The organism is Paracoccus rhizosphaerae (genome assembly GCF_026162645.1).
GTDB classification, from domain to species: Bacteria; Pseudomonadota; Alphaproteobacteria; order Rhodobacterales; family Rhodobacteraceae; genus Paracoccus; species Paracoccus rhizosphaerae.
Map to the genome: position 1 here is coordinate 68,405 of NZ_JAOTBE010000005.1, position 21,956 is coordinate 90,360.

Sequence of the window (21,956 nt, forward strand, 5' to 3'; positions counted from 1 at the left end):
AATTGTTCCAGACGGTGGTTCCGGGGCCTTGATGATGTCTCTGATGAAGACATTGAAGAAGATGCCCAGCCCCGCGCGCGCGAAGGGCTGGGACGGAAAAACAAGGAGATGGGCACCCATGACGACGACATTGATCACCGGCGGATGCGGCTTCATCGGCCGCCATGTCGCGGCTGAACTGATGGAGGCGGGCCATGACGTCATCCTCTATGACGCCCTGATCGAGCAGGTTCACGGCGACGCGGCCGAGGCGTCGCCCGAGCTGAAGCCGCTTGTCGACAAGGGCGCCCGGATCGTGCGCGGCGACATGCGCGATGAGGACGCGCTGCGCGGTGCGGTCAGGGACGCCGATGCCGTGATCCACCTGGCGGCCGAGGTCGGCGTCGGCCAGTCCATGTACGAGATCGCCCGCTATGTCGGCGCGAACGACCTGGGCACCGCCGTCCTTCTTGAGGCGACCGCCGCCCACCCCGTCCGGAAGATCGTCGTCGCGTCGTCGATGAGCGTCTATGGCGAGGGCTATTACGCCACCGCAGACGGCACGGTGCATGAAAACGTCCGCCGCCGCACCGCAGACCTGCGCGCCGGCAAGTGGGAGGCCGTGACATCCGACGGCAGCGCGCTGACGCCGATGCCCACGACCGAAAGCAAGCGGGTCGACCTGGCCTCGATCTATGCGCTGACCAAGTATCAGCAGGAACAGGCCGTGCTGATCTTCGGCGAGGCCTATGACATCCCCGCGACCGCGCTGCGCCTTTTCAACGTCTTTGGGGCGGGACAGGCACTGTCGAACCCCTATACCGGCGTTCTGGCCAATTTCGCCTCGCGCATCGCCGCGGGTCAGTCGCCCACGATCTTCGAGGACGGCGAACAGAAGCGCGACTTCGTCCATGTCCGCGACGTCGCCCGCGCCTTCCGCCTGGCGCTGGAGAGCGAGGCCGCGAACGGCCATGTCATCAACGTCGGTTCCGGCCACGCCTATTCGGTGTCGCAGGTGGCGAGGCTTCTGGCACAGGCCATGGGATCGGACCTGCAGCCCGAGATCCTGGGCAAGTTCCGCGCCGGCGACATCCGCAACTGCTTTGCCGACATCACCAAGGCCCAGAACCTGCTGGGCTTCACCCCCCAGCACCGGCTGGAGGATAGCCTCGGGCCCTTCGTCGAATGGGTCAGCCAGCAGCCCTCGGTCGACAACGGCAGCCGGATGCGCGCCCAGCTGGAGGAGCGGGGGCTGGTCTCATGAGCGCCGATTTCGGCTTTGTCGAATGGTTCAGGCCCGGCGAATACGAGCGGGTCGAGGCGCTGCTGCCCGCGCTTGTCGCGTCCGGCGCGCGGCACCTGCGCACCCATGTCAGCTGGGCCGAATATCACGCGCCAGGCGGGCAGGAATGGTTCGACTGGCTTCTGCCGCGGCTGGCCCGCGATCTCGAGGTGCTGCCCTGCGTCCATTATACCCCGCCGTCGCTGTCGCGCACGGGGCGCAGTTCGGGCGCGCCGAAGGTCCTCAAGGACTATGCCGACTTCATCGACATGCTTCTGACACGTCACGGCGAACACTTCACCCATGTCGAGCTGTGGAACGAGCCCAACAACCTGCTGGACTGGGACTGGCGCGAGGACCCCGACTTCGACCTCTTTTGCGAGATGGTGGGCGGCGCGGCGCATTGGGTGCAGCATCGCGGCTGGAAGGCGGTGCTGGGCGGGCCTGCGCCCTTCGACCCCTACTGGCTGAACCTGATGGGCGAACGCGGCGTCCTGGGCGTCGTCGACGTCGTGGGCTTTCACGGCTTTCCCGGCACTTGGGACAGCGAGGCCGCGTCCTGGCGCGGCTGGGACATGCACCTGGGCGAAATGCGCCGCATCATGGACCTGCACAACCCCGACGCCGCGATCTGGATCACCGAAACCGGATATTCCACCTGGCGCCGGGACGAGATCGAGCAGGCGCGCCGCTTCGTGCAGTCGCTGCAGACGCCCGCCGACCGCGTCTATTGGTATGCCTGGGCCGACCTTCCCGCCGATGTCGCCGTGCAGGAGGGGCTGTGGTTCGACCCGCGCCATTATCACATGGGCGCGGCGACCGCCGATGGCCAGCTGAAGCTGCTGGGCCGCCTGCTGACCGAGGGTGGCGTCGGCCGGCTTCAGGAATTGACGCGGCTGGCCAGCCCTGCCGTGGCGCGCCCTGAGGAAAGCGTCCTGATCACCGGCGGCGCGGGCTTCATCGGCGCGAACCTGGCCGATGCGCTGATGCGCGACGGACAGCAGGTGACGGTGCTGGACAACCTCAGCCGGCCCGGCGTCGAGCGCAACCTGCGCTGGCTGGCCGACCGCCACGGCGACCGTCTGCGGGCAGTGCCCGCCGACCTGCGCGACCAGCCGTCGCTGTCCGAGATCGTGGACAAGGCCAGCGCCGTCTTCCACCTGGCCGCGCAGACGGCGGTCACGACCAGCCTCGCCTCGCCCATGGAGGATTTCGAGGTCAACGCCCGCGGGACGCTGAACCTGCTCGAGGCCGTGCGCGCGACGGGGCGGCAGGTGCCGGTGATCTTCGCCTCGACCAACAAGGTCTATGGTGCGCTGGCCGACCTGACCGTCACCGACAGCGGCGACCGCTGCGGGCCGCTGGACAACGCGCTGGCGGCGCATGGCGTGGCCGAGGACCGGCCCTTGGATTTCTGCACGCCCTATGGCTGCTCCAAGGGCGTCGCTGACCAGTATGTGCTGGACTATGCCAAAAGCTACGGCATCCCGGCAGCGGTCCTGCGGATGAGCTGCATCTATGGCCCGCGCCAGTTCGGGACCGAGGATCAGGGCTGGGTCGCGCACTTCCTGATCCGTGCGCTGGAGGGGCGGCCGATTACGGTCTTCGGCACCGGCCGGCAGGTGCGCGACGTGCTGCATGTCAGCGACGCGGTGGCCGCCTACCGCACGCTGCTGGACCGGATCGGCTCCCTGTCGGGCCGCGCTTTCAACCTTGGCGGAGGGCCTTCGAACGCCGTCAGCCTGCGCGAGGTCCTGTCCGAGATTGGGCTGATCACCGGCGAGGTTCCCGATGTCAGCTTCCAGGACTGGCGGCAGGGCGACCAGCCGTGGTTCGTAGCCGACACCCGCGCGCTGCAATCCGCCACCGGTTGGCGGGCGCGCGTGGACTGGCGCGACGGGCTTGCCGATCTGGCCGCATGGCTGGCGCAGGATCGCGGCCTGCCGCTCCGCCGCGAAAGGCGGTCGGCATGAAGGTCCTGATGACTCTCGATGCCGTGGGCGGGGTCTGGCAGCATGCGCTCGACCTGGCCGCCGGGTTGCGCGGGCGCGGTGTACAGGTGGTTCTGGGGGGCCTAGGGCCGCGCCCCGATGCGGCGCAGCTGACGCAGGCGCAGGCCATCGGGCCGGTCGAGTGGGGTGATGCGCCGCTGGACTGGCTGGCGACCGCGCCCGGTGATCTGGCGCCCGTCGCGCCGTGGCTGGACAGCCTTGCCGCACGTTTCCGCTCGGACGTCCTGCACCTGAACCTGCCCACGCAGGCGGTGGGCCTGACCTGCGGCCTGCCGGTTCTGGTCATGTCGCATTCCTGTCTGGCCACGTGGTTTGCGGCCGTCAGGGGCACCGGTGTCCCGCCCGACATGGCGTGGCAGCGGGACATGACCGCCAGCGGCCTTGCCGCCGCGGATGCCGTCGTCGCCCCCAGCCGGTCCCATGCCGACGCACTGAGCCGCTGCTATGGCCCGTTGCCAGGGCTGACTGTCGTGCCGAACACCAGCAGCGCCGCACCCGTCGCAGCCCGTCGCGGGGCCGAGGTCGTCGCCGCCGGCCGCTGGTGGGACGACGGCAAGAACGGCGCCACGCTGGACGCCGCCGCCGCGACGACGCGCTGGCCAGTCACCATGATCGGCGCGGCCACGGGGCCGAACGGCGCCCGGATCCGGCTGTCGCATGCCCGCCACGAAGGCCCCATGTCGCATGCCGATACCCTGGCCGCGATCGCTCGGGCGGGGATCTTCTGCGCGCCCTCGCTCTATGAGCCGTTCGGCCTTGCGGTGCTGGAGGCTGCGCGCGCCGCGACCCCGCTGGTCCTGGCCGACATCCCCATCTTCCGCGAGTTTTGGGACGGCGCCGCCGTCTTCTTCCCGCCGACCGACGAAGCGGCCCTCTCGGCAGCCATAAACGCGCTGGCCGAAGACGCCGACCGGCGCCTTGCCTTGGGCCGCGCCGCCCGCGACCGCGCGGCGGCCCTGACCCCGGCGGGACAGGTGACGGCGATGCTGCGCCTCTACTGCCAGTTGGCCCAGACCGCCGCCCCGGCAACTGCAACAGGATAAGATCGATGCGTTTTCTGTTCTATACACATTCGCTGGTGTCCGACTGGAACCACGGCAACGCCCATTTCCTGCGTGGCGTGATGCGCGCCCTGAATGCCCGCGGCCACCAGACGCTGGCGCTGGAGCCGCAGGACGGCTGGAGCCGCCGGAACCTGATCGCCGATCGCGGCGAGGCTGCCTTGGCCGAATTCGATGCCGTCTTTCCGGATCTGGACTGGCAGTCCTATGACGCCGACCACGATCATGAACGGTCGCTGTCCGAAGCCGATGTGGTCGTCGTCCATGAATGGACCGACCCCGCGCTGATTGCCCGCATCGGCGCACATCGCCGCCAGGGCGGGCGATACCAGCTGCTGTTTCACGACACGCACCACCGGGCCGTCAGCGCGGATCAGGAAATCGCCCGCATGGAGCTTGACGGCTATGACGCCGTGCTGGCCTTCGGCGAGGCGCTGCGCGAACGCTATCTGGCGGCGGGCTGGGGGCGGCAGGTCTTTACCTGGCACGAGGCTGCCGACACGACGCTGTTCCATCCCATCCCCGAGATCCTGCCGCAGTCCGACCTGATCTGGGTCGGCAACTGGGGCGACGACGAACGCAGCGCCGAGCTTGAGGAGTTCCTGATCGGCCCCGCCGAGGACCTGCAGCTGTCAGCCACCGTCCATGGCGTCCGCTACCCCGATCACGCGCTGGACCGTCTGGCGCAGGCCGGGATCGGCTATCGCGGCTGGCTCCCGAACGCGCAGGTGCCGCAGGCCTTCGCCCGCCACCGCGTGACCGTCCACGTGCCCCGTCGCCCCTATGTGCAGTCCCTGCCCGGCATCCCGACGATCAGGCCCTTCGAGGCGCTGGCCTGCGGCCTGCCCTTGGTCAGCGCGCCCTGGGACGACGCCGAAGGGTTGTTCCGCCCCGGCGACATGCGCTTTGCCCGCGACGGGATCGAGATGCGGCACCACCTGCGCGAACTGCTGCACGACCCGGCCGCCGCCGACGAACAGGCGCGTCAGGGGCTGCAGACGATCCTGGAACGACACACCTGCGACCACCGCGTCGAACAGCTGCTGGGAGTTCTGGAAACGCTCCAGGCACCGCAAACGCAGGAGGCCGTGGCATGACCCGCGTCGCGTTCTACGGCTCCAGCATCCTCTCCAGCTATTGGAACGGGGCGGCGACCTATTACCGCGGCATCGTCAAGGCGATGAGCCGCCACGGCTTCGACGTCACCTTCCACGAGCCCGATGCCTATGACCGCCAGTCGCATCGCGACATCGAGATCCCGGACTGGGTGCGCGTCAACGTCTGGCCCGCCACCTCCGAAGGCTTGCGCGAAGCCGCGGCGCAGGCGGCCGACGCCGACATCGTGGTCAAGGCATCGGGCGTGGGCTATGCGGACGACCAGATCCTGACGCAGGTAATGGCGGCGGCCCGCCCCGGCGCCCTGCGCATCTTCTGGGACGTCGATGCGCCCGCCACGCTGGCGGCGATGCAGCAGGACCCCGACGACGTGCTGCGCCGGATGCTGCCGGACCTGGACGTGGTGCTGACCTATGGCGGCGGCGATCCGGTGGTGCGCGCCTATCGCGATCTGGGGGCGCGCGACTGCGTGCCGATCTATAACGCGCTGGACCCCGACACCCACCACCCTGCCCCGCCGCAGGACCGGTTTCGGGCGGACCTGGGATTTCTGGCCAACCGCCTGCCTGACCGCGAGGCGCGCGTGGCCGAATTCTTCCTGCGGCCGGCTGCCATGCTGCCGCAGCGCCGGTTCCTGCTGGGCGGCTCGGGCTGGAACCAGGGCGACCTGCCCGGCAACGTGAACGCCATCGGCCATGTCGGCACGGCCGATCACAACGCCTTCAACACGACACCCCGCGCCGTCCTGAACGTGGCGCGCGACAGCATGGCCGCCACCGGCTTTTCCCCCGCCACCCGCGTCTTCGAGGCCGCCGGCGCCGGCGGCTGCCTGATCACCGACGCCTGGGAGGGGATCGAGCTGTTCCTGACCCCCGACAAGGAGGTGCTGGTCGCCCGCGACGGTCAGGACGTGGCCGATGCGCTGGCCGACCTGACGCCCGACCGCAGCCAGGCCATTGGTCAGGCCGCGCTGAAACGGGTGCTGGCCGAACACACCTATGACCGCCGCGCCATCCAGCTGCGCGACCTGCTGCACCAAATGCGTCCCGAAATCCTGACCGAGGAGGCCCAATGACCCCGCAAGACGAGATCATCATCTTCGGCCTGTCGCTCAGCTCGTCCTGGGGCAACGGCCATGCGACCACCTTCCGTGCGCTGCTGCGCGGGCTGCGGGCGGAAGGCCGCCGCGTGCTGTTCCTGGAACGCCGCCAGCCCTGGTACCTGGAAAACCAGGACCTGCCCGATCCGGACTTCTGCGAGCTGGAGTTCTATGACGACATCGGCGCGGTCCTGGACCGTCATCGCGACCGGCTGCAACAGGCTGGCGCCGTCATCGTCGGGTCGTATGTTCCGGATGGCCAGCAACTGATCGACGCGCTGCACCGCCTGCCGCTGCGGCAGCTGTGCTTTTACGACATCGACACACCGGTCACGATGGACCTGTTGGAGCGTGGCGAGGAACAGCACCTGGCCCGCCGTCAGGTGCCGTGGTTCGACTGCTACCTGTCCTTTTCGGGCGGGCGCGTGCTGGACCGGCTGCACGACCAGTTCGGGGCGCGGAACCCGGTGGCGCTTTACTGTTCGGTCGATGAGGCCGCCTATCAGCCAATGGATGTGCCGAAGCGGTGGGACCTGGGCTACCTGGGCACCTACAGCCCCGACCGCCAGCCGGGGCTGGAGACGCTGCTGATCGAGCCCGCGCGCCGCCTGCCGCAGATGCGCTTCGTCGTGGCGGGATCGATGTTCCCTGAGGACATCGATTGGCCCGCCAATGTCGAGCGGATCGACCATCTGCCCCCCGCCCGGCACGCCGAATTCTACAACGCGCAGCGCTTCACCCTGAACATCACCCGCGACGCGATGCGCAAGCTGGGCTGGTCGCCATCCGTCCGCCTGTTCGAGGCCGCGGCCTGCGGCACGCCCATCATCTCGGATCGCTGGCCGGGGTTGACGGACCTTTTGCCAGAAGGCCGCGCGGTCGTTCTGGCCGACACGACCGAGGACGTGGTGGCGGCCCTGACGGGGGCTGCAGACCCCGCCGCCATGGCGCGCACGGCGCGCGACATCATCCTGACCGACCACACCGGCCGGGCCCGCGCGCGCGACCTGATCGCCGCGCTGGACCGCCAGACCGCTGCCACCGCCTGAAAGGAGCCATGAGCATGCAGAAGATGACCTCGTTTCAGCCGACCACCCTGGTCGCCGGCGGCGCCGGTTTCATCGGATCGCACCTGTGCGAGACGCTTCTTCAGCGCGGCCACAGGGTGATCTGCGTCGACAGCTTCCTGACCGGCCGGCGCGAGAACGTCCTGCCGCTGACCAACCACCCGGCCTTCACGCTGATCGAGGCCGACGTGACCGAACCCCTTGTGCTTCCGGGCCAGGTGGACGAGATCTACAACCTTGCCTGCGCTGCGTCGCCCCCGCAGTATCAGGCTGACCCGATGCACACGATGATGACCAACGTGCTGGGCACCGGCCACCTGCTGGAACTGGCGCGGGTGAAGGGCGCGCGCTTCTTGCAGGCGTCCACCAGCGAGGTCTATGGCGACCCCGAGACGCACCCCCAGACCGAGGATTACTGGGGCAACGTCAACTGCACCGGCCCGCGCGCCTGTTACGACGAAGGCAAGCGCGCCGCCGAGACGATGTGCTTTGACCACGTGCGGGCCGGACAGGGCGATGCGCGGGTCGCGCGGATCTTCAACACCTATGGCCCGCAGATGCGCCCCGACGACGGGCGGATCGTGTCGAACCTGATCTGTCAGGCGCTGCAGGACAAGCCGATGACCATCTATGGCGACGGCACGCAGACGCGGTCGTTCTGCTATGTCTCTGACCTTGTCGAAGGGCTGATCGCGCTGATGCAGGTGCCGGTCGCGCCCGAGGGGGCGGTCAACCTTGGCAATCCCGGCGAATTCTCGATCCTGGAACTGGTCGAGATCATCCGCGAACTGGTCCCCGGGACGGCGCGGCCGGTCTTCAGCCCCCTGCCGACTGACGATCCCCGGCGGCGGCAACCTGACATCACCCGCGCGGGCGAACTGCTGCGCTGGCAGCCCCGCATCCCACTGCACGAGGGGCTGCGCCGCACGATCCCGTGGTTCGCCGCGCATCTGGCGTCTCTTCCACCGATCCCGGCCGATCACATGCCCCAGGAGGCGCGGCCATGAGTTCGCGCGACAAGCTTTCGGCGCGGATCCGCGACCTGGGTCCGTGGTTCCACAATCTGCGGATTGAGGGCGTCCAGACGGCCCCCGACCATCCGCTTGGCGACTATCCCCGCTTCAAGTGGCAGGGCTTCCGCCATGTCATCCCCGGGGACCTGACCGGCAAGACTGTTCTGGATATCGGCTGCAACGCCGGCTTCTATGCCATCGAAATGGCGCGCAGGGGCGCCGAGGTGACGGCCATCGACGCCGATCCGCATTATCTGGCGCAAGCGCGCTTTGCCGCCGACGCCGCAGAGGTCGACATCGACCTGCGCCAGATGGACGTCTATCAGGTCGGACAGCTCGGCCGCCGCTTTGACCTCGTGATCTTCATGGGCGTCCTCTACCACCTGCGCCACCCGCTTCTGGCGCTGGACCTGCTCTACCGGCATGTCGTGGGCGACATGATGCTCTTCCAATGCATGCAGCGCGGGTCCATGGACCTGCCCGAAGTGGCCGAGGACTATCCGTTCGAGGAATGGGAGATCTTCAACGACCACGCCTGGCCGCGCCTGAACTTCATCGAGCATCGCTATGCCGGCGATCCGACCAACTGGTTCATCCCGAATCGGGCAGGCATGGAGGCCATGCTACGCAGCGCGGGCTTCGTCATCAGCGAGCAGCCCGAGCCCGAGGTCTATCTGTGCCGTCGCGGCGAGGACCCTGGCCATACCCTGCCATAGGACACCCCCCATGCAGCACCGCCGCACCATCTGGGCCGCCGCGACCCTCGGCTTCGCGCTCAGCGGGTTCTTCGACGGCATCCTGCTGCACCAGATCCTGCAATGGCACCACCTTCTCAGCCTCGTGCCCGGCATCGACAACATCCGGTCGCAAATCCTGTGGGACGGCTGGTTCCACGCCGCGATGTATGTAATCTCCCTGATCGGCCTGATCGGCCTCTGGCGCCTACGCGGCCGGCCCGGACTGACGCCGCGCCGGGTGGCCGGGGCGATGCTGGCAGGCTTCGGCACGTGGCATGCGGTCGACGCCGTGTTGTCGCACTGGCTTCTGGGCATCCACCGGATCAGGCTGGACAGCGATTGGCCGATCCTATGGGACCTGGGATGGCTTGCCGTCTTCGGCATCCTGCCGCTGGCAGGCGGCATCTTACTGCTGCGCCACGCTCCGGCGGGTCCCGGCAAGGGGCCGGGGCTGGTCGCCCTTCTGGCGCTGCTGGCCGTGGGCGCGGGCAGCTGGGCGCTGCGCCCGCCGCCCGGCCTGCGCTCGACGGCGGTGGTCTTCAGCCGCAGCGTCGCGCCGGACCAAATGACGGACAGCTTGACGCAGGCGGGGGCCAGCATCCTCTGGGCCGACGCAGTGTCCCGCGTCGCCATCGTCGACCTTCCCCCCGGCCGCGGCATACGCCTCTACGCTCAGGGGGCTCTGATGGTCGCGGGATCGGGGCTGCCGGCGGGGTGCTTTTCATGGTCGCGACCGGGTCTGACGGGCCGCGCCAAGGCGTGACATCGGGATCGTCGTGCCCGACACGAGGGATTGGGATCCATCCAAGGCTGCTTCAAGACCCGCCGGTCAACTCCAGCACCGTCATCTCGGATGGAACGCCAAGCCTGACCGCGAAGCCCGAGGCGAGTGCGGTGCCGCGACTGACATAGAGCGTCATTCCCCCGACGTCATAGCGCCCCGCGACGAAGCCGCCGTTCAGACTGGCGGCGACACCGCCAAGGCCCCCGATCATCCCGCCATGGGTGTGTCCTGACAGTTGCAGGTCCACCCCGGCGGCGGCCGCGTCCAAGGCTCTGGCGGGCCGGTGGTCCAGAAGGACGGCCGGCGCATCCTGTGGCGCAGCCGCAAGCGCCGCCGCCAGATCGGGACCGGGCAGCCCCAAGGCAAGCGCCGTCGGATCCGGCACGCCCGCCAGCACAAGGGCTGCGTCATGCCTGCCGATCACCCGGTGGTTGTTGACCATGGGGACGATCCCCAGATCGCGAAAGATCTCCATCCAAGTATCGTAGTCAAAGTAGTATTCGTGGTTCCCGGGCGACATGAAGACGCCGTCGGGCGCCTGCAGCTGCCTCAGCGGCGCGACGTCGGCAAGCCTGTCGGCGGGCGCCCCCTCGACCAGATCGCCGGTAATGACGATCACGTCGGCCTGCTGACGGTTCGCGACTTCCACGACGCCTGCCACCCAGTCCCTGTCAAAGAGGGGCGAGATATGCAGATCGGTCAGCTGCAGGATGCGATAGCCTTCCAGCGCGTCTGGCAGCCCTCTGATGACCACAGGCACGATCCTCGGCGGCGGGACGCGCAATGCCTGTGATACGCCCACTGCCGCAAGCCCCAGCGCGGCTAGCCCGATGCCCGGACGCACCCAGCCTGCCGGTCGCCGCCATCGACGAAAGATGATCGAACGAAGCAGAGTGACGACATCCAGCGCGACCTGTGCGATGGCCAGAAGCAGAACGAACGCGAACAGCCAGTTGATTGCGACAAGGACCGGCCTCGGTACCTCCAGCGTGTCGGTCGACCCCGAGATCAGCTGGCTGACGAGGTACCTGACCGAAACGACGACCGCCAGCCCGGCCAGTCCCCAGCGAAGCCACGACGGCAGGGAAAGCCGGGGAACGAAGCGGCCGGCGACGATCAGCCCCAGCGACAGCGTCATCGCGTGAAAGGTCAGCACCTCGCGAGAGAACTCGTTGATCAGCACCTTGGCCCCTTCCGCACTGCACCCGGAGGCTTTCACCACGCAAGGGTGACAGGCGGGGCAGCCGCTGTCCACCGGCGGGAAGGCCCGATCCACGCTGCCTGGTCTCCCGATGCGGGCGAAGACCTTGGGACACGCCCTGCCGTCAAAGTCGTGGGTCAGGCCAAGTGCTGCAAGGGCAATAGCAACCAAGCCTAACTGTGGGAACCCTAGAGCCCGCGACTGCCGGTCCGGCCACAGTCAAATCTTCTTCCGCGCCCTGGCATGATGAAGCACAGGATCTCCAAGGCATGTGTCCGCTGGCAGCGCTTTGTCTGCCGACCCGGAGGGCTATTCTTCGGCAGCCGATGCGACGCAAAGACGACCGCCGCCTGCCCGTCTAAGTTTCCTTTCGGCCCGATGCCTATAATCCTATTAAAACACAAGTTATTACGGAGTTTCAGCGTTAGGAGTTTGGCAAGGGTTGAGGCATAGAAAGAGGGTGTTCAGAACGGACAGTGGCCCGCAACGCAAGGTACTGGGACACAGGTCAGTATGACCATCATGGGCCGCACCAAAGGCGGCTTTAACAGGCGCAAAAGCGTCCTCTACAAGTATGGGAATATCATGACCAGCATTCTGACGAACAACGGCGCCATGACCGCGCTGCAGACCCTCAAGTCGATCAACCGCGACCTGAGCGGCGTTCAGGAGCAGATCTCGAGCGGCAAGAAGGTCGGCACGGCCAAAGATAACGCCGCCACCTGGGCAATCTCGAAAGTGATGGAAGCCGACGTCACCGGTTTCAAGAAGATCTCGGAAGGCCTGTCGGTTGCGGAATCGACCGTCGCCGTGGCGCGTGACGCATCCGAAACCGTCGTCAGCCTTCTGAACCAGGTCAAGGGCAAGATCGTCCAGGCTCAGGACGAGGCCCAGGACAAGGGCAAGATCCAGGCCGATATCACGGCCTTGGTGGAACAGGTCAACTCGGTCGTCGGCGCCGCCCAGTTCAACGGCGTCAACCTGATCCAGGGCGGCGGCGCGAACGTCGAAGTCCTGTCGTCGCTGAACCGCGACGCAGGCGGCACGGTCACCCCGGGCAAGATCCAGGTGGTTCGCCAGGATCTGTCGACGACCGGCACCGCCGTTTCGGCAAGCTGGGCGACATCCGTCACCGCTGGCGACCAGACGGTCATCGATGACGGCACTGGTACCGGAACCGCCAACGTAGTCGCAACCGGCACCACCCAGAACATCGACATCGCCAGCGTCGGCGACGGCTTCGGCTTCCGGATCGCCTTCGACGGCAGCGCCTCCGGCTCGCCGACGCACACGTTCGAGTTCATCGCGAACGCCAGCGACAGCACGACTTCGGTCGCTGAAGCGCTGACGACCCAGATGAACACGTTCATCTCGGCAAACGGCCTGACCGGCCGCTTCTCGGTGAACCGCGTGGGTGACCAGCTGCAGATCGGCAACACGTCCGGCGCCAACTTGGGCATTACGGTCGACGCATCGACGGACTCGACCGCGGCTTCCGGCGGCGGCCTATCCCTCCTGGCGGGTATCGATGTCGAAAGCGACGCCAGCGGCGCGCTCAGCGCCATCGATAGTCTGATCGACACGGCCACCGGCGCTGCTGCCGCCTTCGGTACGACCCAGAACCAGCTCTCCACGCAGAACGACTTCGTGGGCAAACTGATGGACTCGATGAAGGCCGGCATCGGCTCGATGGTCGACGCGGACATGGAAGAGGCTTCGGCCCGTCTGCAGGCCCTGCAGACCCAGCAGCAGCTGGGCATTCAGTCGCTGTCGATCGCCAACCAGGCGCCCGGCGCCGTGATGGCCCTGTTCCGCTGATAAGGCAGGCGGGCGCCCCGGGGGCGCCCGCCACAACTTCGCGACAGGCTGCATCGTGACCCGTCGCTACTTTTCATCGGCGGAAGCGAAGTGCGGGAAGGCAACTTTGATGGGGGCCGCCTGACGCCGAACCGCGTCAAGGATATGCGTACACGGATCGACCGAATGTCAGAGATCCCTATCCGACCAACGAAAAAGGCCGCGCGGCAGTGCCAGCGCGGCCTCGTCGTGCCGCAACCAGATCGTTTCAGCGCGGCGAGATCATCATGACCATCTGCCGCCCTTCCAGCTTAGGCATGGATTCGACCTTTCCGGCTTCACCGACATCGTCCTTGACGCGGTTCAGAAGCTCAAGCCCCAGGTCCTGGTGGGCCATCTCTCGACCGCGGAAGCGCAGGGTGACCTTCACCTTGTCGCCACCTTCCAGAAACTTCATCACGCTGCGCATCTTCACGTCGTAGTCGTGGGTATCGGTTCCCGGACGGAACTTGATCTCCTTGACCTCGATGATCTTCTGCTTCTTGCGCGCCTCGGCTTCCCGCTTCTGTTGTTCGTACTTGAACTTGCCGAGGTCCATGACCTTGCAGACCGGCGGGGTGGCGTTCGGGGAAATCTCGACCAGATCCAGCCCGGCGTCCTGCGCCATCTGCAGCCCGACCGACGGCGGCACGACGCCGACGTTTTCGCCCTCGGGGCCGATCAGGCGGATTTCGGCGACGCGGATGCGTTCGTTGACGCGGGGTCCAGTGTCGCGGGTGGGCGGTGCGTTATGCGGTCGACGGGCTATGGCGTTGCTCCTTTGATAGCCAATTCGGAAGTGACCGGAAAATAAGGCCCGTGATCGCGTCTTTCAACCGGAATTGATGCCCTTCGGCGCGTTCAAAGCGCGCTTCAAGCTGTTTTCGGCGGCCTCCGCTGCCTTTCCCTGCCACCGACCCTGTGCCATAGAGGCTGCAAGAAAGCGCAGTGCAGGGGTGCCGGATGTCCAAGGTTCTGTCGATCGTCGTGATTCTGGGGCTGGCGGCCGCAGGGCTGTGGTTCTGGATGGGCCGCCCACCGGCGCAGGATACGGCGCCTGTCGTCACCTCGCCCGACGCGCCGACGCCCGAAACGGCCGCAGGCGATGCCGCACGTTTGGCCGAAGAGGCCGCCGAGACCGCCGCCGACACAGCCGAGGCCGTCGCCGCCACCCCCACGCCCGAGGTCGAGGAAGCCGAGGCCGCTGATGCCGCCGCTGATGCCGCCGCGGATGCCGCAGCCATCGCCGCCGATGCCGCCGCCGAGGCGGCTCGCGCCTCGGAGGAGACAGGTGCCGCGCCCGTCAGCGACGCCGCCGCTGCCGCAGAAGCCGCCGCCGAAGCGGCGCTTCAGGCCGCCGACCGCGCCGCTGCCGCTGCCGCGAACGACGCCGCCCCAATCGCCGCAGCCGAGGAGGCCGCCACCGCCGCGCAGGATGCAGCCGAGGCAGCCACCGCCACCGCGGACGCCGCGGGAGTCGCCGCGCAAATCGAGGCGCTGCTGACGCCCGAAGGTTTCGATCGCGCCGCGGTTGAACGCATCATTGACGACGCCGCGATCCCCGATCCGCAAAAGGCGACTCTGAAGCGGCTTGTCGCCACGGCCGAGGGCAATCCCGAACTGCTGTCAGCCGCGCTGGAGCAGGTCAAGGCGGTCATGCGCTGATGCCGGCGCTGCCGATCCTCGACTTCCGCCACACCCTTGCCCAGCAGCCCGCCGCCCTGGCCAAGGGCCCCATCGCAATCATCCTGGTCGAGGACGACGCCATCGTCGCGCAGACGGTTTCCCACCACCTCCGGCGGGGTTTCCGCCATGTTCTTCTGTTATCGGACCAGTCCCAGGACCTGCCCGAGGACTTGGCACCGCTGGTGACGCAGCTGGCCTACGACACCCGGCGCCCCGACGCGCATGTCGAGGCGGTCAACGCAGTCATCGCGGCGGTTCCCGAGGGCACTTGGCTTTATTACTGCTTCAATGCCGAGTTCCTGTTCCATCCTTTCTGCGAAACCCGCACCGTGGGCGAGATGCTGGCCTTCCACACCGAGGAACGGCGTGCGGCGATGCTGACCTATGTGATCGACCTCTATGCTGGCGACCTGGCGGCGCGGGGCAATGCGGTCGACCTTGATGCGCCGCTGTTCGACCGGACGGGCTATTACGCGCTCGGCCGGCGTGGGCCTGATGGAAGGTCCCGCGAGCGGCAGCTGGATTTCCACGGCGGGCTGCGCTGGCGGTTCGAGGAGTTCCTGCCGTCGGACCGCCGCCGCATCGACCGAATCTCGCTGTTCCGCAGCGCCCCCGATCTGCGCGTGACGGCCGATCACCGCTTTTCGGTCGAGGAATACAACACCTACTCCTGCCCATGGCACCACAACCTGACGGCGGTCGTGGCATCCTTCCGGGTCGCCAAGGCGCTGGTCACCAATCCGGGATCGCGCGATCATGTTCGGGATCTTGCCTGGCGCAACTCGTGCCGCTTCGACTGGACCGGACAGCAGCTGATGGACCTGGGCCTGATGGAGCCGGGCCAGTGGTTCTAGCGCGATTGCCTTGCGCGGGCTTGCCCTTGCGCCGCGCTGACCCCAGATGGTAGACCGTCCGGCAACTTGACAACAGGACCGGCCGCTTGCGGCCGAACATGGAAGGCACGATCCGCATGGCGATGACCCAGACCAGCTTTGACCGCGACGACCTGCTTGCCTGCGCGCGCGGAGAGCTGTTCGGCCCAGGCAATGCACAACTGCCGGAACCGCCCATGCTGATGATGGACCGCATCACCGACATCTCGGAAGATCGCGGCGAACATGGCAAGGGCCATGTCGTGGCGGAATTCGACATCGACCCCGACGCCTGGTTCTTCCAGTGCCACTTTCCCGGCAACCCGATCATGCCCGGCTGCCTGGGCCTCGACGGCCTGTGGCAGCTGACCGGCTTTAACCTGGGCTGGCGCGGCTGGGAGGGGCGCGGCTATGCGCTCGGCGTCGGAGAGGTCAAGCTGACCGGCATGGTCCGCCCCGACCGCAAGATGCTGCGTTATACCGTTGATTTCACCAAGGCCGTGCAGACCCGCCGCCTGACGATGGGCGTGGCCGACGGCCGCGTCGAGGCGGATGGCGAGCTGATCTACCAGGTCAAGGACATGAAGGTGGCCTTGTCGGCCAGCTGACACCATTCTGAAGGAGGCCACCATGCGCCGCGTCGTCATCACCGGGCTGGGGATCGTCTCGCCCATCGGCAACAACGCCGACGAAGTCACCGAAAGCCTGCGCACGGGCCGGTCCGGCATCGTCTTCGCCCCCGAATATGCCGAACATGGCTTTCGCAGTCAGGTCCATGGCATGCCGCAGATCAAGCTGGAGGACCACATCGACAAGCGCAACCTGCGCTTCATGGGTCCGGGCGCGGCCTACAACTTCATCGCGATGGAGCAGGCGATCAAGGACAGCGGACTTGAGGAAGGCGACGTGTCGAACCCGCGCACCGGCCTGATCATGGGATCGGGCGGGCCGTCGACGTCGAACTTCTTCGAGGCGCACCAGATCGTCATCGAGAAGGGCAGCCCCAAGCGCATGGGGCCGTTCATGGTCACGCGCTGCATGTCGTCGACCAACAGCGCCTGCCTTGCGACGCCCTTCAAGATCAAGGGGGTGAACTACTCGATCACCTCGGCCTGCGCGACCAGTGCGCATTGCATCGGCAACGGGGTCGAGCAGATCCAGATGGGCAAGCAGGACATCGTCTTTGCTGGCGGCGGCGAGGAACTGGACTGGACGCTGTCCTGCCTTTTCGACGCCATGGGCGCGATGTCCTCGAAATACAACGACACGCCTGAAAGCGCCTCGCGACCCTATGACGCGACGCGCGACGGCTTCGTCATCGCCGGCGGCGGCGGCGTCGTCGTGCTGGAGGAACTCGAGCATGCGAAGGCCCGCGGCGCCAAGATCTATGCCGAGGTGACCGGCTATGGCGCGACCAGCGACGGCTATGACATGGTCGCCCCCTCGGGCGAGGGTGGCGAACGCGCCATGCGCGTGGCACTCGGGACCCTGCCCGAAGGCCGCAGCGTCAGCTATATCAACGCGCACGGCACCTCGACCCCCGTCGGCGACATGGGCGAGATCAGGGCGATCCGCCGCATCTTCGGCGAGGGCAGCACCCCACCGGTCAGTTCGACCAAGTCGCTGACCGGGCATTCCCTGGGCGCGACCGGCGTGCACGAGGCGATCTACAGCCTGCTGATGTTGCAAAATGACTTCATTGCAGCATCCGCAAATGTCACCACTCTGGACCCCGAGATCCAGCCGGGCGAGATTGCGACAAGCCGCGTGGACGATGCGGGGCTGGATTCGGTTCTGTCGAACAGCTTCGGCTTCGGGGGCACCAATGCCACGCTGCTGATGTCCCGATACCTGGAATGACATAAGAAAAAGCAAGGGGCCGAGCATGGGTGATCTTCTGAAGGGCAAGCGAGGGCTTGTGATGGGGGTCGCCAATGAGCGATCCATCGCATGGGGCATCGCGCGGGCGCTGGCGGCCGAAGGTGCTGAACTGGCCTACAGCTATCAGGGCGAAGCGTTCGGCAAGCGTGTCGAGCCTCTGGCGGCGTCCGTGGGATCGGACTTCCTGGTCGATGTGGACGTGACGGACGATGCGTCCCTTGACGCGGCTTTCGAAGCCATCGGCCAGCGGTGGGGGAAGCTGGACTTCCTGATCCACGCTGTCGCGTTCTCCAACAAGGACGAACTGACCGGCCGCTTCATGAACACCAGCCGCGCGAACTTCAAGCGCAGCCTTGAGATCAGCTGCTATTCCCTGATCGAGGTCGCCCGCCGCGCCCATCCGATGATGTCGGACGGCGGATCGATCATCACCCTGACCTATGGCGGTTCGAACCGGGTGACACCCTTCTACAACGTCATGGGCGTGGCCAAGGCCGCGCTGGAGAGCAGCGTGCGCTATTTGGCGAACGATCTGGGCCCGGACGGCATCCGCGTGAACGCAATCAGCCCAGGCCCTATGAAGACGCTGGCCGGGGCCGCCATCGGGGGCGCCCGCCGGACCTTCCGCCACACCGAGGCGAATGCCCCCTTGCGCGCCAATGCCACGCTTGAGGCAATTGGTGGCACGGCGGTCTGGCTGCTGTCCGACTGGGGCGCCTGCACCACCGGAGAGATCGTGACGGTGGATGGCGGCTATCACGTGCTGGGCATGCCGCAGAGCGAGAATCTCTAGGAAACTGCCGCCTGATCGACCGCCGTGGCCGGACGTTCGGGTTTTCGTGCAAAGAAGAAGGTCCGCTGCATGACGCATTTCGTGACGAAGGACGGGGCGCGGATCGCATTTTCGGATCAGGGTACCGGGCTGCCTGTGCTGTGCCTGGCCGGGCTGACGCGGACGATGGCGGATTTCGACTATGTGGCCCCGCACCTGACGGACATCCGGATGATCCGCATGGATTATCGCGGGCGGGGCGGGTCAGACTGGACCGGCGCCGCGTCCTATACCGTCCCGTGCGAAGCGCGGGACGCGGTCGAGCTTCTGGATCATCTGGGTATTGCAAAGGCGGCGATCCTGGGCACCTCGCGCGGCGGGCTGATCAGCCTGTTCCTGGCGGCCACTGCGCATGATCGCCTGCTGGGCCTTTGCCTGAACGATGTCGGCCCCGAGATCGAGCATGCTGGGTTGGAGCGGATCTTCGACTATGTCGGCCGGAACCCAGCATCTGCGACGCACGAAGCGCTGGCGGCGCGGCTTCCGGCGGCGATGACGGGCTTTGACGATGTCCCCGAGGGCCGCTGGCTGGAAGATGCGCGGCGTCACTATCACCAGACAGCCGAAGGCCTGCGCATCAACTATGATCCGACGCTGCGCGAAGCGTTCCTGGCCGCCTTCGAAGGCGAGCCCGCGGATCTGTGGCCATTGTGGCAGGCGACGGGCGATCTGCCTGTGGCGCTGATCAGGGGCGCCAACAGCGACCTTCTGTCCCCGGCGGTCGCCGACCGGATGCAGCAGATTCGGCCCGACTTGATCAGGGCTGACGTTCCCGGTCGCGCCCATGTGCCCTGGCTGGACGAACCCCAATCGCTTGAGGTTCTCTCGCGGTGGCTTTCTGCCTGCCGGGCCGGGGGCTGAGGGAAAGGCTCAGCCGCCGATGCTGCTGAGCACCCAGAACAGCACTGCCGAGAGCGCGGCGGCGGCGGGGACGGTGACGACCCAGGCTGCGGCGATGGTCAGCACATGCGAGCGGCGCACCAGCTTGCGACGGCGCCGCTCCTCGGCCGCCAGGCGCGGACGTTCGGGTGCGGCCCCGATCGTGGCGCGCAGGCGCCGCTCGGCGTCCCACTCGCGGAAGAAGCCGACGCCGAAGATCGCGCCGACGGCGATATGGGTCGAGCTGACCGGCAGCCCCAGCCAGCTGGCCACGATCACCGTCAGCGCCGCCGACAGCGACACGCAATAGGCCCGCATCGGGTTCAGCTTGGTGATCTGGCTGCCGACCATGCGGATCAGCTTGGGGCCGAAGAGGAACAGGCCGAAGGACAGGCCGAAGGCGCCGATCAGCATGACCCAGAGGGGAATCGACACCGCCTCGGTCACGCTGCCCGATGCCGAGGCCTGGACGATGGCCGCCAGCGGCCCGACGGCGTTCGCGACGTCGTTGGCGCCATGAGCGAAGCTGAGCAGCGCCGCCGAGACGACCAGCGGGATGCCGAACAGGACCTTCAGCGACTTGTTACGGTTTTCCAGCCCGCGCGACTGGCGGCGGATCACCGGGATGCAGATCAACCAGGTCGCAAGGCCGGTCACTGCGCCCAGCACCAGCGCACTGCCGAACGACACGTCGATCAGTTTGCTGAGCCCTTTGAGGGCCAGATAGGCCGCAAAGGCGCCTGCCATGATTCCGATCAGGACCGGCACCCAAATACGTGCGGCGGCGATCTTGTCGTCGCGATAGATGATCCACGACTTGATGAACCACAGGAAGCCCGCCGCGATCAGCCCGCCCAGAAGGGGCGAGACCACCCAGCTTGCCGCGATTGTCGCCATCGTGGGCCAGCTGACCGCGCCAAAACCCGCCGCCGCGATGCCCGCGCCCATCACGCCGCCCACGACCGAATGCGTCGTCGATACGGGCGCTCCGATCCAGGTCGCGAGGTTCACCCATAGCGCCGACGACAGAAGCGCCGCCATCATCGCCCAGACGAAAATCGACTGCGTGCCGATGCTTTCAGGTGCAATGATGCCCCGAGAGATGGTGCCAACGACATCGCCGCCTGCGATCAGGGCGCCCGCGGTCTCGAACACGGCGGCGATGGCGATGGCGCCGCTCATGGTCAGGGCATTGGCGCCGACGGCCGGCCCCATGTTGTTGGCCACGTCGTTGGCGCCGATGTTCAGCGCCATGTAGGCGCCGATGACCGCCGCCATGACGACGACCAGCGTGTTGCTTGTCTGGCCGAAGGCCAGCATTGCGCCCAGCCCCGCCAGCAGCACGAAGGCCAACGCCACCCCCGGCGCGACAAGGCCGCGCGACAGGGCGACGCCGGCCCGTTCAAGCTGGGAGAACCGTCCCAGGTCGCGGTCCAGCGTTTCAAGGTGGCGGGTCTCTAGGTCGTTCTGGGCCATCATGTCCTCATGCTCGGGCCAAGGCTGCCTATGCAGAAACGGGCCGCGCTTCAAGCCGGACCGGACGTTACCAAGAGCAACGCCGAGCAGAGGAATGGTTTCCCTGCGCGCCCAAGTTTAGGCACCGCAGGTCAGGCGGCCGGTCGCCGCGGCCGCAGGAGTGCTTCGGGACAGGCCCTGCCCCGAAGCGGAAGCCCGATCAGTAAGGGCTGTCTTCAAAGTAGTAGTTTTCGGCGTTCTCGGGCGTAATCAGCTCGGACGCGATGATGAATTCGCCGCTGACCGGCGCACCCGAGGTCAGGCCCAAAGCCGTCATCTCGATCGCGGTCGAGATCATTGCCGGCGGATAGGTGACGTTGACCGGCACTGTCGGATCGCTGTTGCGGATGCGATCGACCATCTCCTTCATGCCGGCGCCGCCCACGACGAACATCTCGTCGGTGCGTCCCGCCTGATCGATGGCCGCCAGCGCGCCCACGGCCATGTCGTCGTCGGCAGCCCAGACCGCGTCGATGTCAGGGAAGCGCGACAGCCAGTCCTGCATCAGGTTGAAGGCGGTGTCGCGATTCCAGTTGCCGTGATCCATGGCCAGAACCTCGATGCCGGACCCCTCGATGGCGGATTCGAAGCCTGCGACGCGCTCGTTGTCGACGGTCGAGGCGATGCCGCGCATGACCACCACCTTGGCGCCCTCGTCCAGCGTCTCGGCGAAATACTCGCCGGCGGTGCGGCCGAAGCTGTCATTGTCGCCGGCCACGTAGAGATCCTCGATCCCCTCCTGCGTCAGGCCGCGATCGACGACCGTGACCCACACGCCGCTGTCGGCGATGCGCTGGATCGGGCCGGTCAGCGGCTCGGATTCGAAGGGCAGCACGACCAAGGCGTCGATGTTGCGGGTGGCGACCATGTCCTCGAGGTCCGAAACCTGCTGGCCGGGGTCCGAGGTCGTCGTCAGCACGAATTCAAGGTCGGGATTCGCCTCGGACAGACGCTCGACCGTGCGCTCGGCGTGATAGTTCAGCGCACCGGCCCAGCCATGCGTCGCGGCCGGGATCGATATGCCGATGGTTTCCGACAGCGCGGGAACGGCCGTCATGCCGATCAGCGCAGTCGTGGCGATCAAGGTCTTTCTCATGGTGGTTG

General features: G+C 67.1%; 20 protein-coding genes. 16 read left to right on the top strand and 4 right to left on the bottom strand.

Annotated features, from left to right (window positions below; translation table 11 throughout):
• Positions 1-118 precede the first annotated feature (118 nt).
• From OC184_RS03780 to OC184_RS03820, 9 genes are read left to right on the top strand one after another with little or no spacing between them, the layout of a single operon-like run.
• Positions 119-1,243: an NAD-dependent epimerase/dehydratase family protein gene (locus tag OC184_RS03780; protein ID WP_265505861.1), complete on the top strand. Its 1,125-nt coding sequence runs from the start codon at positions 119-121 to the stop codon at positions 1,241-1,243.
• Positions 1,240-3,234 carry an NAD-dependent epimerase/dehydratase family protein gene (locus OC184_RS03785; protein ID WP_265505862.1) on the top strand — a complete coding sequence of 665 codons (1,995 nt, stop codon included), beginning with the start codon at positions 1,240-1,242 and terminating at the stop codon, positions 3,232-3,234. The genes OC184_RS03780 and OC184_RS03785 overlap by 4 nt, the downstream gene beginning before the upstream one ends.
• Positions 3,231-4,316 carry a glycosyltransferase family 4 protein gene (locus OC184_RS03790; protein ID WP_265505863.1) on the top strand — a complete coding sequence of 362 codons (1,086 nt, stop codon included), beginning with the start codon at positions 3,231-3,233 and terminating at the stop codon, positions 4,314-4,316. Before OC184_RS03785 ends, OC184_RS03790 begins: the two co-directional genes overlap by 4 nt.
• Positions 4,317-4,321: 5 nt before the next feature.
• Entirely contained in the window at positions 4,322-5,431 is a 1,110-nt protein-coding gene (locus tag OC184_RS03795) for a CgeB family protein (RefSeq protein ID WP_265505864.1), read from the top strand.
• Positions 5,428-6,525 (top strand): CgeB family protein, encoded by a 1,098-nt coding sequence (locus OC184_RS03800; RefSeq protein WP_265505865.1) that lies wholly within the window; start codon positions 5,428-5,430, stop codon positions 6,523-6,525. The genes OC184_RS03795 and OC184_RS03800 overlap by 4 nt, the downstream gene beginning before the upstream one ends.
• Positions 6,522-7,598, top strand: coding sequence for a CgeB family protein (locus OC184_RS03805; protein WP_265505866.1), 1,077 nt, complete (start codon positions 6,522-6,524; stop codon positions 7,596-7,598). The genes OC184_RS03800 and OC184_RS03805 overlap by 4 nt, the downstream gene beginning before the upstream one ends.
• A 14-nt stretch (positions 7,599-7,612) precedes the next feature.
• Positions 7,613-8,623 carry a UDP-glucuronic acid decarboxylase family protein gene (locus OC184_RS03810; RefSeq protein ID WP_265505867.1) on the top strand — a complete coding sequence of 337 codons (1,011 nt, stop codon included), beginning with the start codon at positions 7,613-7,615 and terminating at the stop codon, positions 8,621-8,623.
• Positions 8,620-9,345, top strand: coding sequence for a TIGR04290 family methyltransferase (locus tag OC184_RS03815; RefSeq protein WP_265505868.1), 726 nt, complete (start codon positions 8,620-8,622; stop codon positions 9,343-9,345). The genes OC184_RS03810 and OC184_RS03815 overlap by 4 nt, the downstream gene beginning before the upstream one ends.
• 10 nt (positions 9,346-9,355) lie before the next feature.
• Positions 9,356-10,129 carry a DUF2243 domain-containing protein gene (locus OC184_RS03820; RefSeq protein ID WP_265505869.1) on the top strand — a complete coding sequence of 258 codons (774 nt, stop codon included), beginning with the start codon at positions 9,356-9,358 and terminating at the stop codon, positions 10,127-10,129.
• A 52-nt stretch (positions 10,130-10,181) separates the two neighbouring features.
• Here the strand turns inward: OC184_RS03820 and OC184_RS03825 are convergent, their stop codons facing one another.
• A complete protein-coding gene (locus OC184_RS03825; protein ID WP_265505870.1) occupies positions 10,182-11,333 on the bottom strand; it encodes a metallophosphoesterase in 1,152 nt (383 codons plus the stop codon).
• Between the two features lie 531 nt (positions 11,334-11,864).
• Here OC184_RS03825 and OC184_RS03830 point away from each other — a divergent pair.
• Positions 11,865-13,169, top strand: a complete 1,305-nt coding sequence (locus tag OC184_RS03830; RefSeq protein WP_322630171.1) for a flagellin — start codon at positions 11,865-11,867, stop codon at positions 13,167-13,169.
• A gap of 247 nt (positions 13,170-13,416) precedes the next feature.
• Here OC184_RS03830 and infC read toward each other — a convergent pair whose 3' ends face one another.
• Positions 13,417-13,980 carry a translation initiation factor IF-3 gene (infC, locus tag OC184_RS03835; protein WP_456095344.1) on the bottom strand — a complete coding sequence of 188 codons (564 nt, stop codon included), beginning with the start codon at positions 13,978-13,980 and terminating at the stop codon, positions 13,417-13,419.
• A 170-nt stretch (positions 13,981-14,150) separates the two neighbouring features.
• Here infC and OC184_RS03840 point away from each other — a divergent pair, with 170 nt between their 5' ends.
• From OC184_RS03840 to OC184_RS03865, 6 genes are all read left to right on the top strand, one after another.
• Positions 14,151-14,852, top strand: coding sequence for a hypothetical protein (locus tag OC184_RS03840; RefSeq protein ID WP_265505871.1), 702 nt, complete (start codon positions 14,151-14,153; stop codon positions 14,850-14,852).
• Positions 14,852-15,727 (top strand): glycosyltransferase family 2 protein, encoded by an 876-nt coding sequence (locus tag OC184_RS03845; RefSeq protein ID WP_265505872.1) that lies wholly within the window; start codon positions 14,852-14,854, stop codon positions 15,725-15,727. The genes OC184_RS03840 and OC184_RS03845 overlap by 1 nt, the downstream gene beginning before the upstream one ends.
• Before the next feature lie 116 nt (positions 15,728-15,843).
• Positions 15,844-16,353: a bifunctional 3-hydroxydecanoyl-ACP dehydratase/trans-2-decenoyl-ACP isomerase gene (gene fabA / locus OC184_RS03850; protein ID WP_265505898.1), complete on the top strand. Its 510-nt coding sequence runs from the start codon at positions 15,844-15,846 to the stop codon at positions 16,351-16,353.
• 22 nt (positions 16,354-16,375) lie between these two features.
• Positions 16,376-17,605, top strand: coding sequence for a beta-ketoacyl-ACP synthase I (gene fabB, locus OC184_RS03855; protein ID WP_265505873.1), 1,230 nt, complete (start codon positions 16,376-16,378; stop codon positions 17,603-17,605).
• A 25-nt stretch (positions 17,606-17,630) separates the two neighbouring features.
• Positions 17,631-18,419: an enoyl-ACP reductase FabI gene (locus OC184_RS03860; protein WP_265505874.1), complete on the top strand. Its 789-nt coding sequence runs from the start codon at positions 17,631-17,633 to the stop codon at positions 18,417-18,419.
• A 69-nt stretch (positions 18,420-18,488) separates the two neighbouring features.
• A complete protein-coding gene (locus tag OC184_RS03865) occupies positions 18,489-19,319 on the top strand; it encodes an alpha/beta fold hydrolase (RefSeq protein WP_265505875.1) in 831 nt (276 codons plus the stop codon).
• Positions 19,320-19,328: 9 nt separating this feature from the next.
• On the opposite strand, the gene OC184_RS03870 is transcribed toward OC184_RS03865, so the two are convergent.
• Positions 19,329-20,813, bottom strand: coding sequence for an inorganic phosphate transporter (locus OC184_RS03870; protein WP_265505876.1), 1,485 nt, complete (start codon positions 20,811-20,813; stop codon positions 19,329-19,331).
• A 199-nt stretch (positions 20,814-21,012) separates the two neighbouring features.
• Positions 21,013-21,948: an ABC transporter substrate-binding protein gene (locus OC184_RS03875; protein ID WP_265505877.1), complete on the bottom strand. Its 936-nt coding sequence runs from the start codon at positions 21,946-21,948 to the stop codon at positions 21,013-21,015.
• Positions 21,949-21,956: the final 8 nt, after the last annotated feature.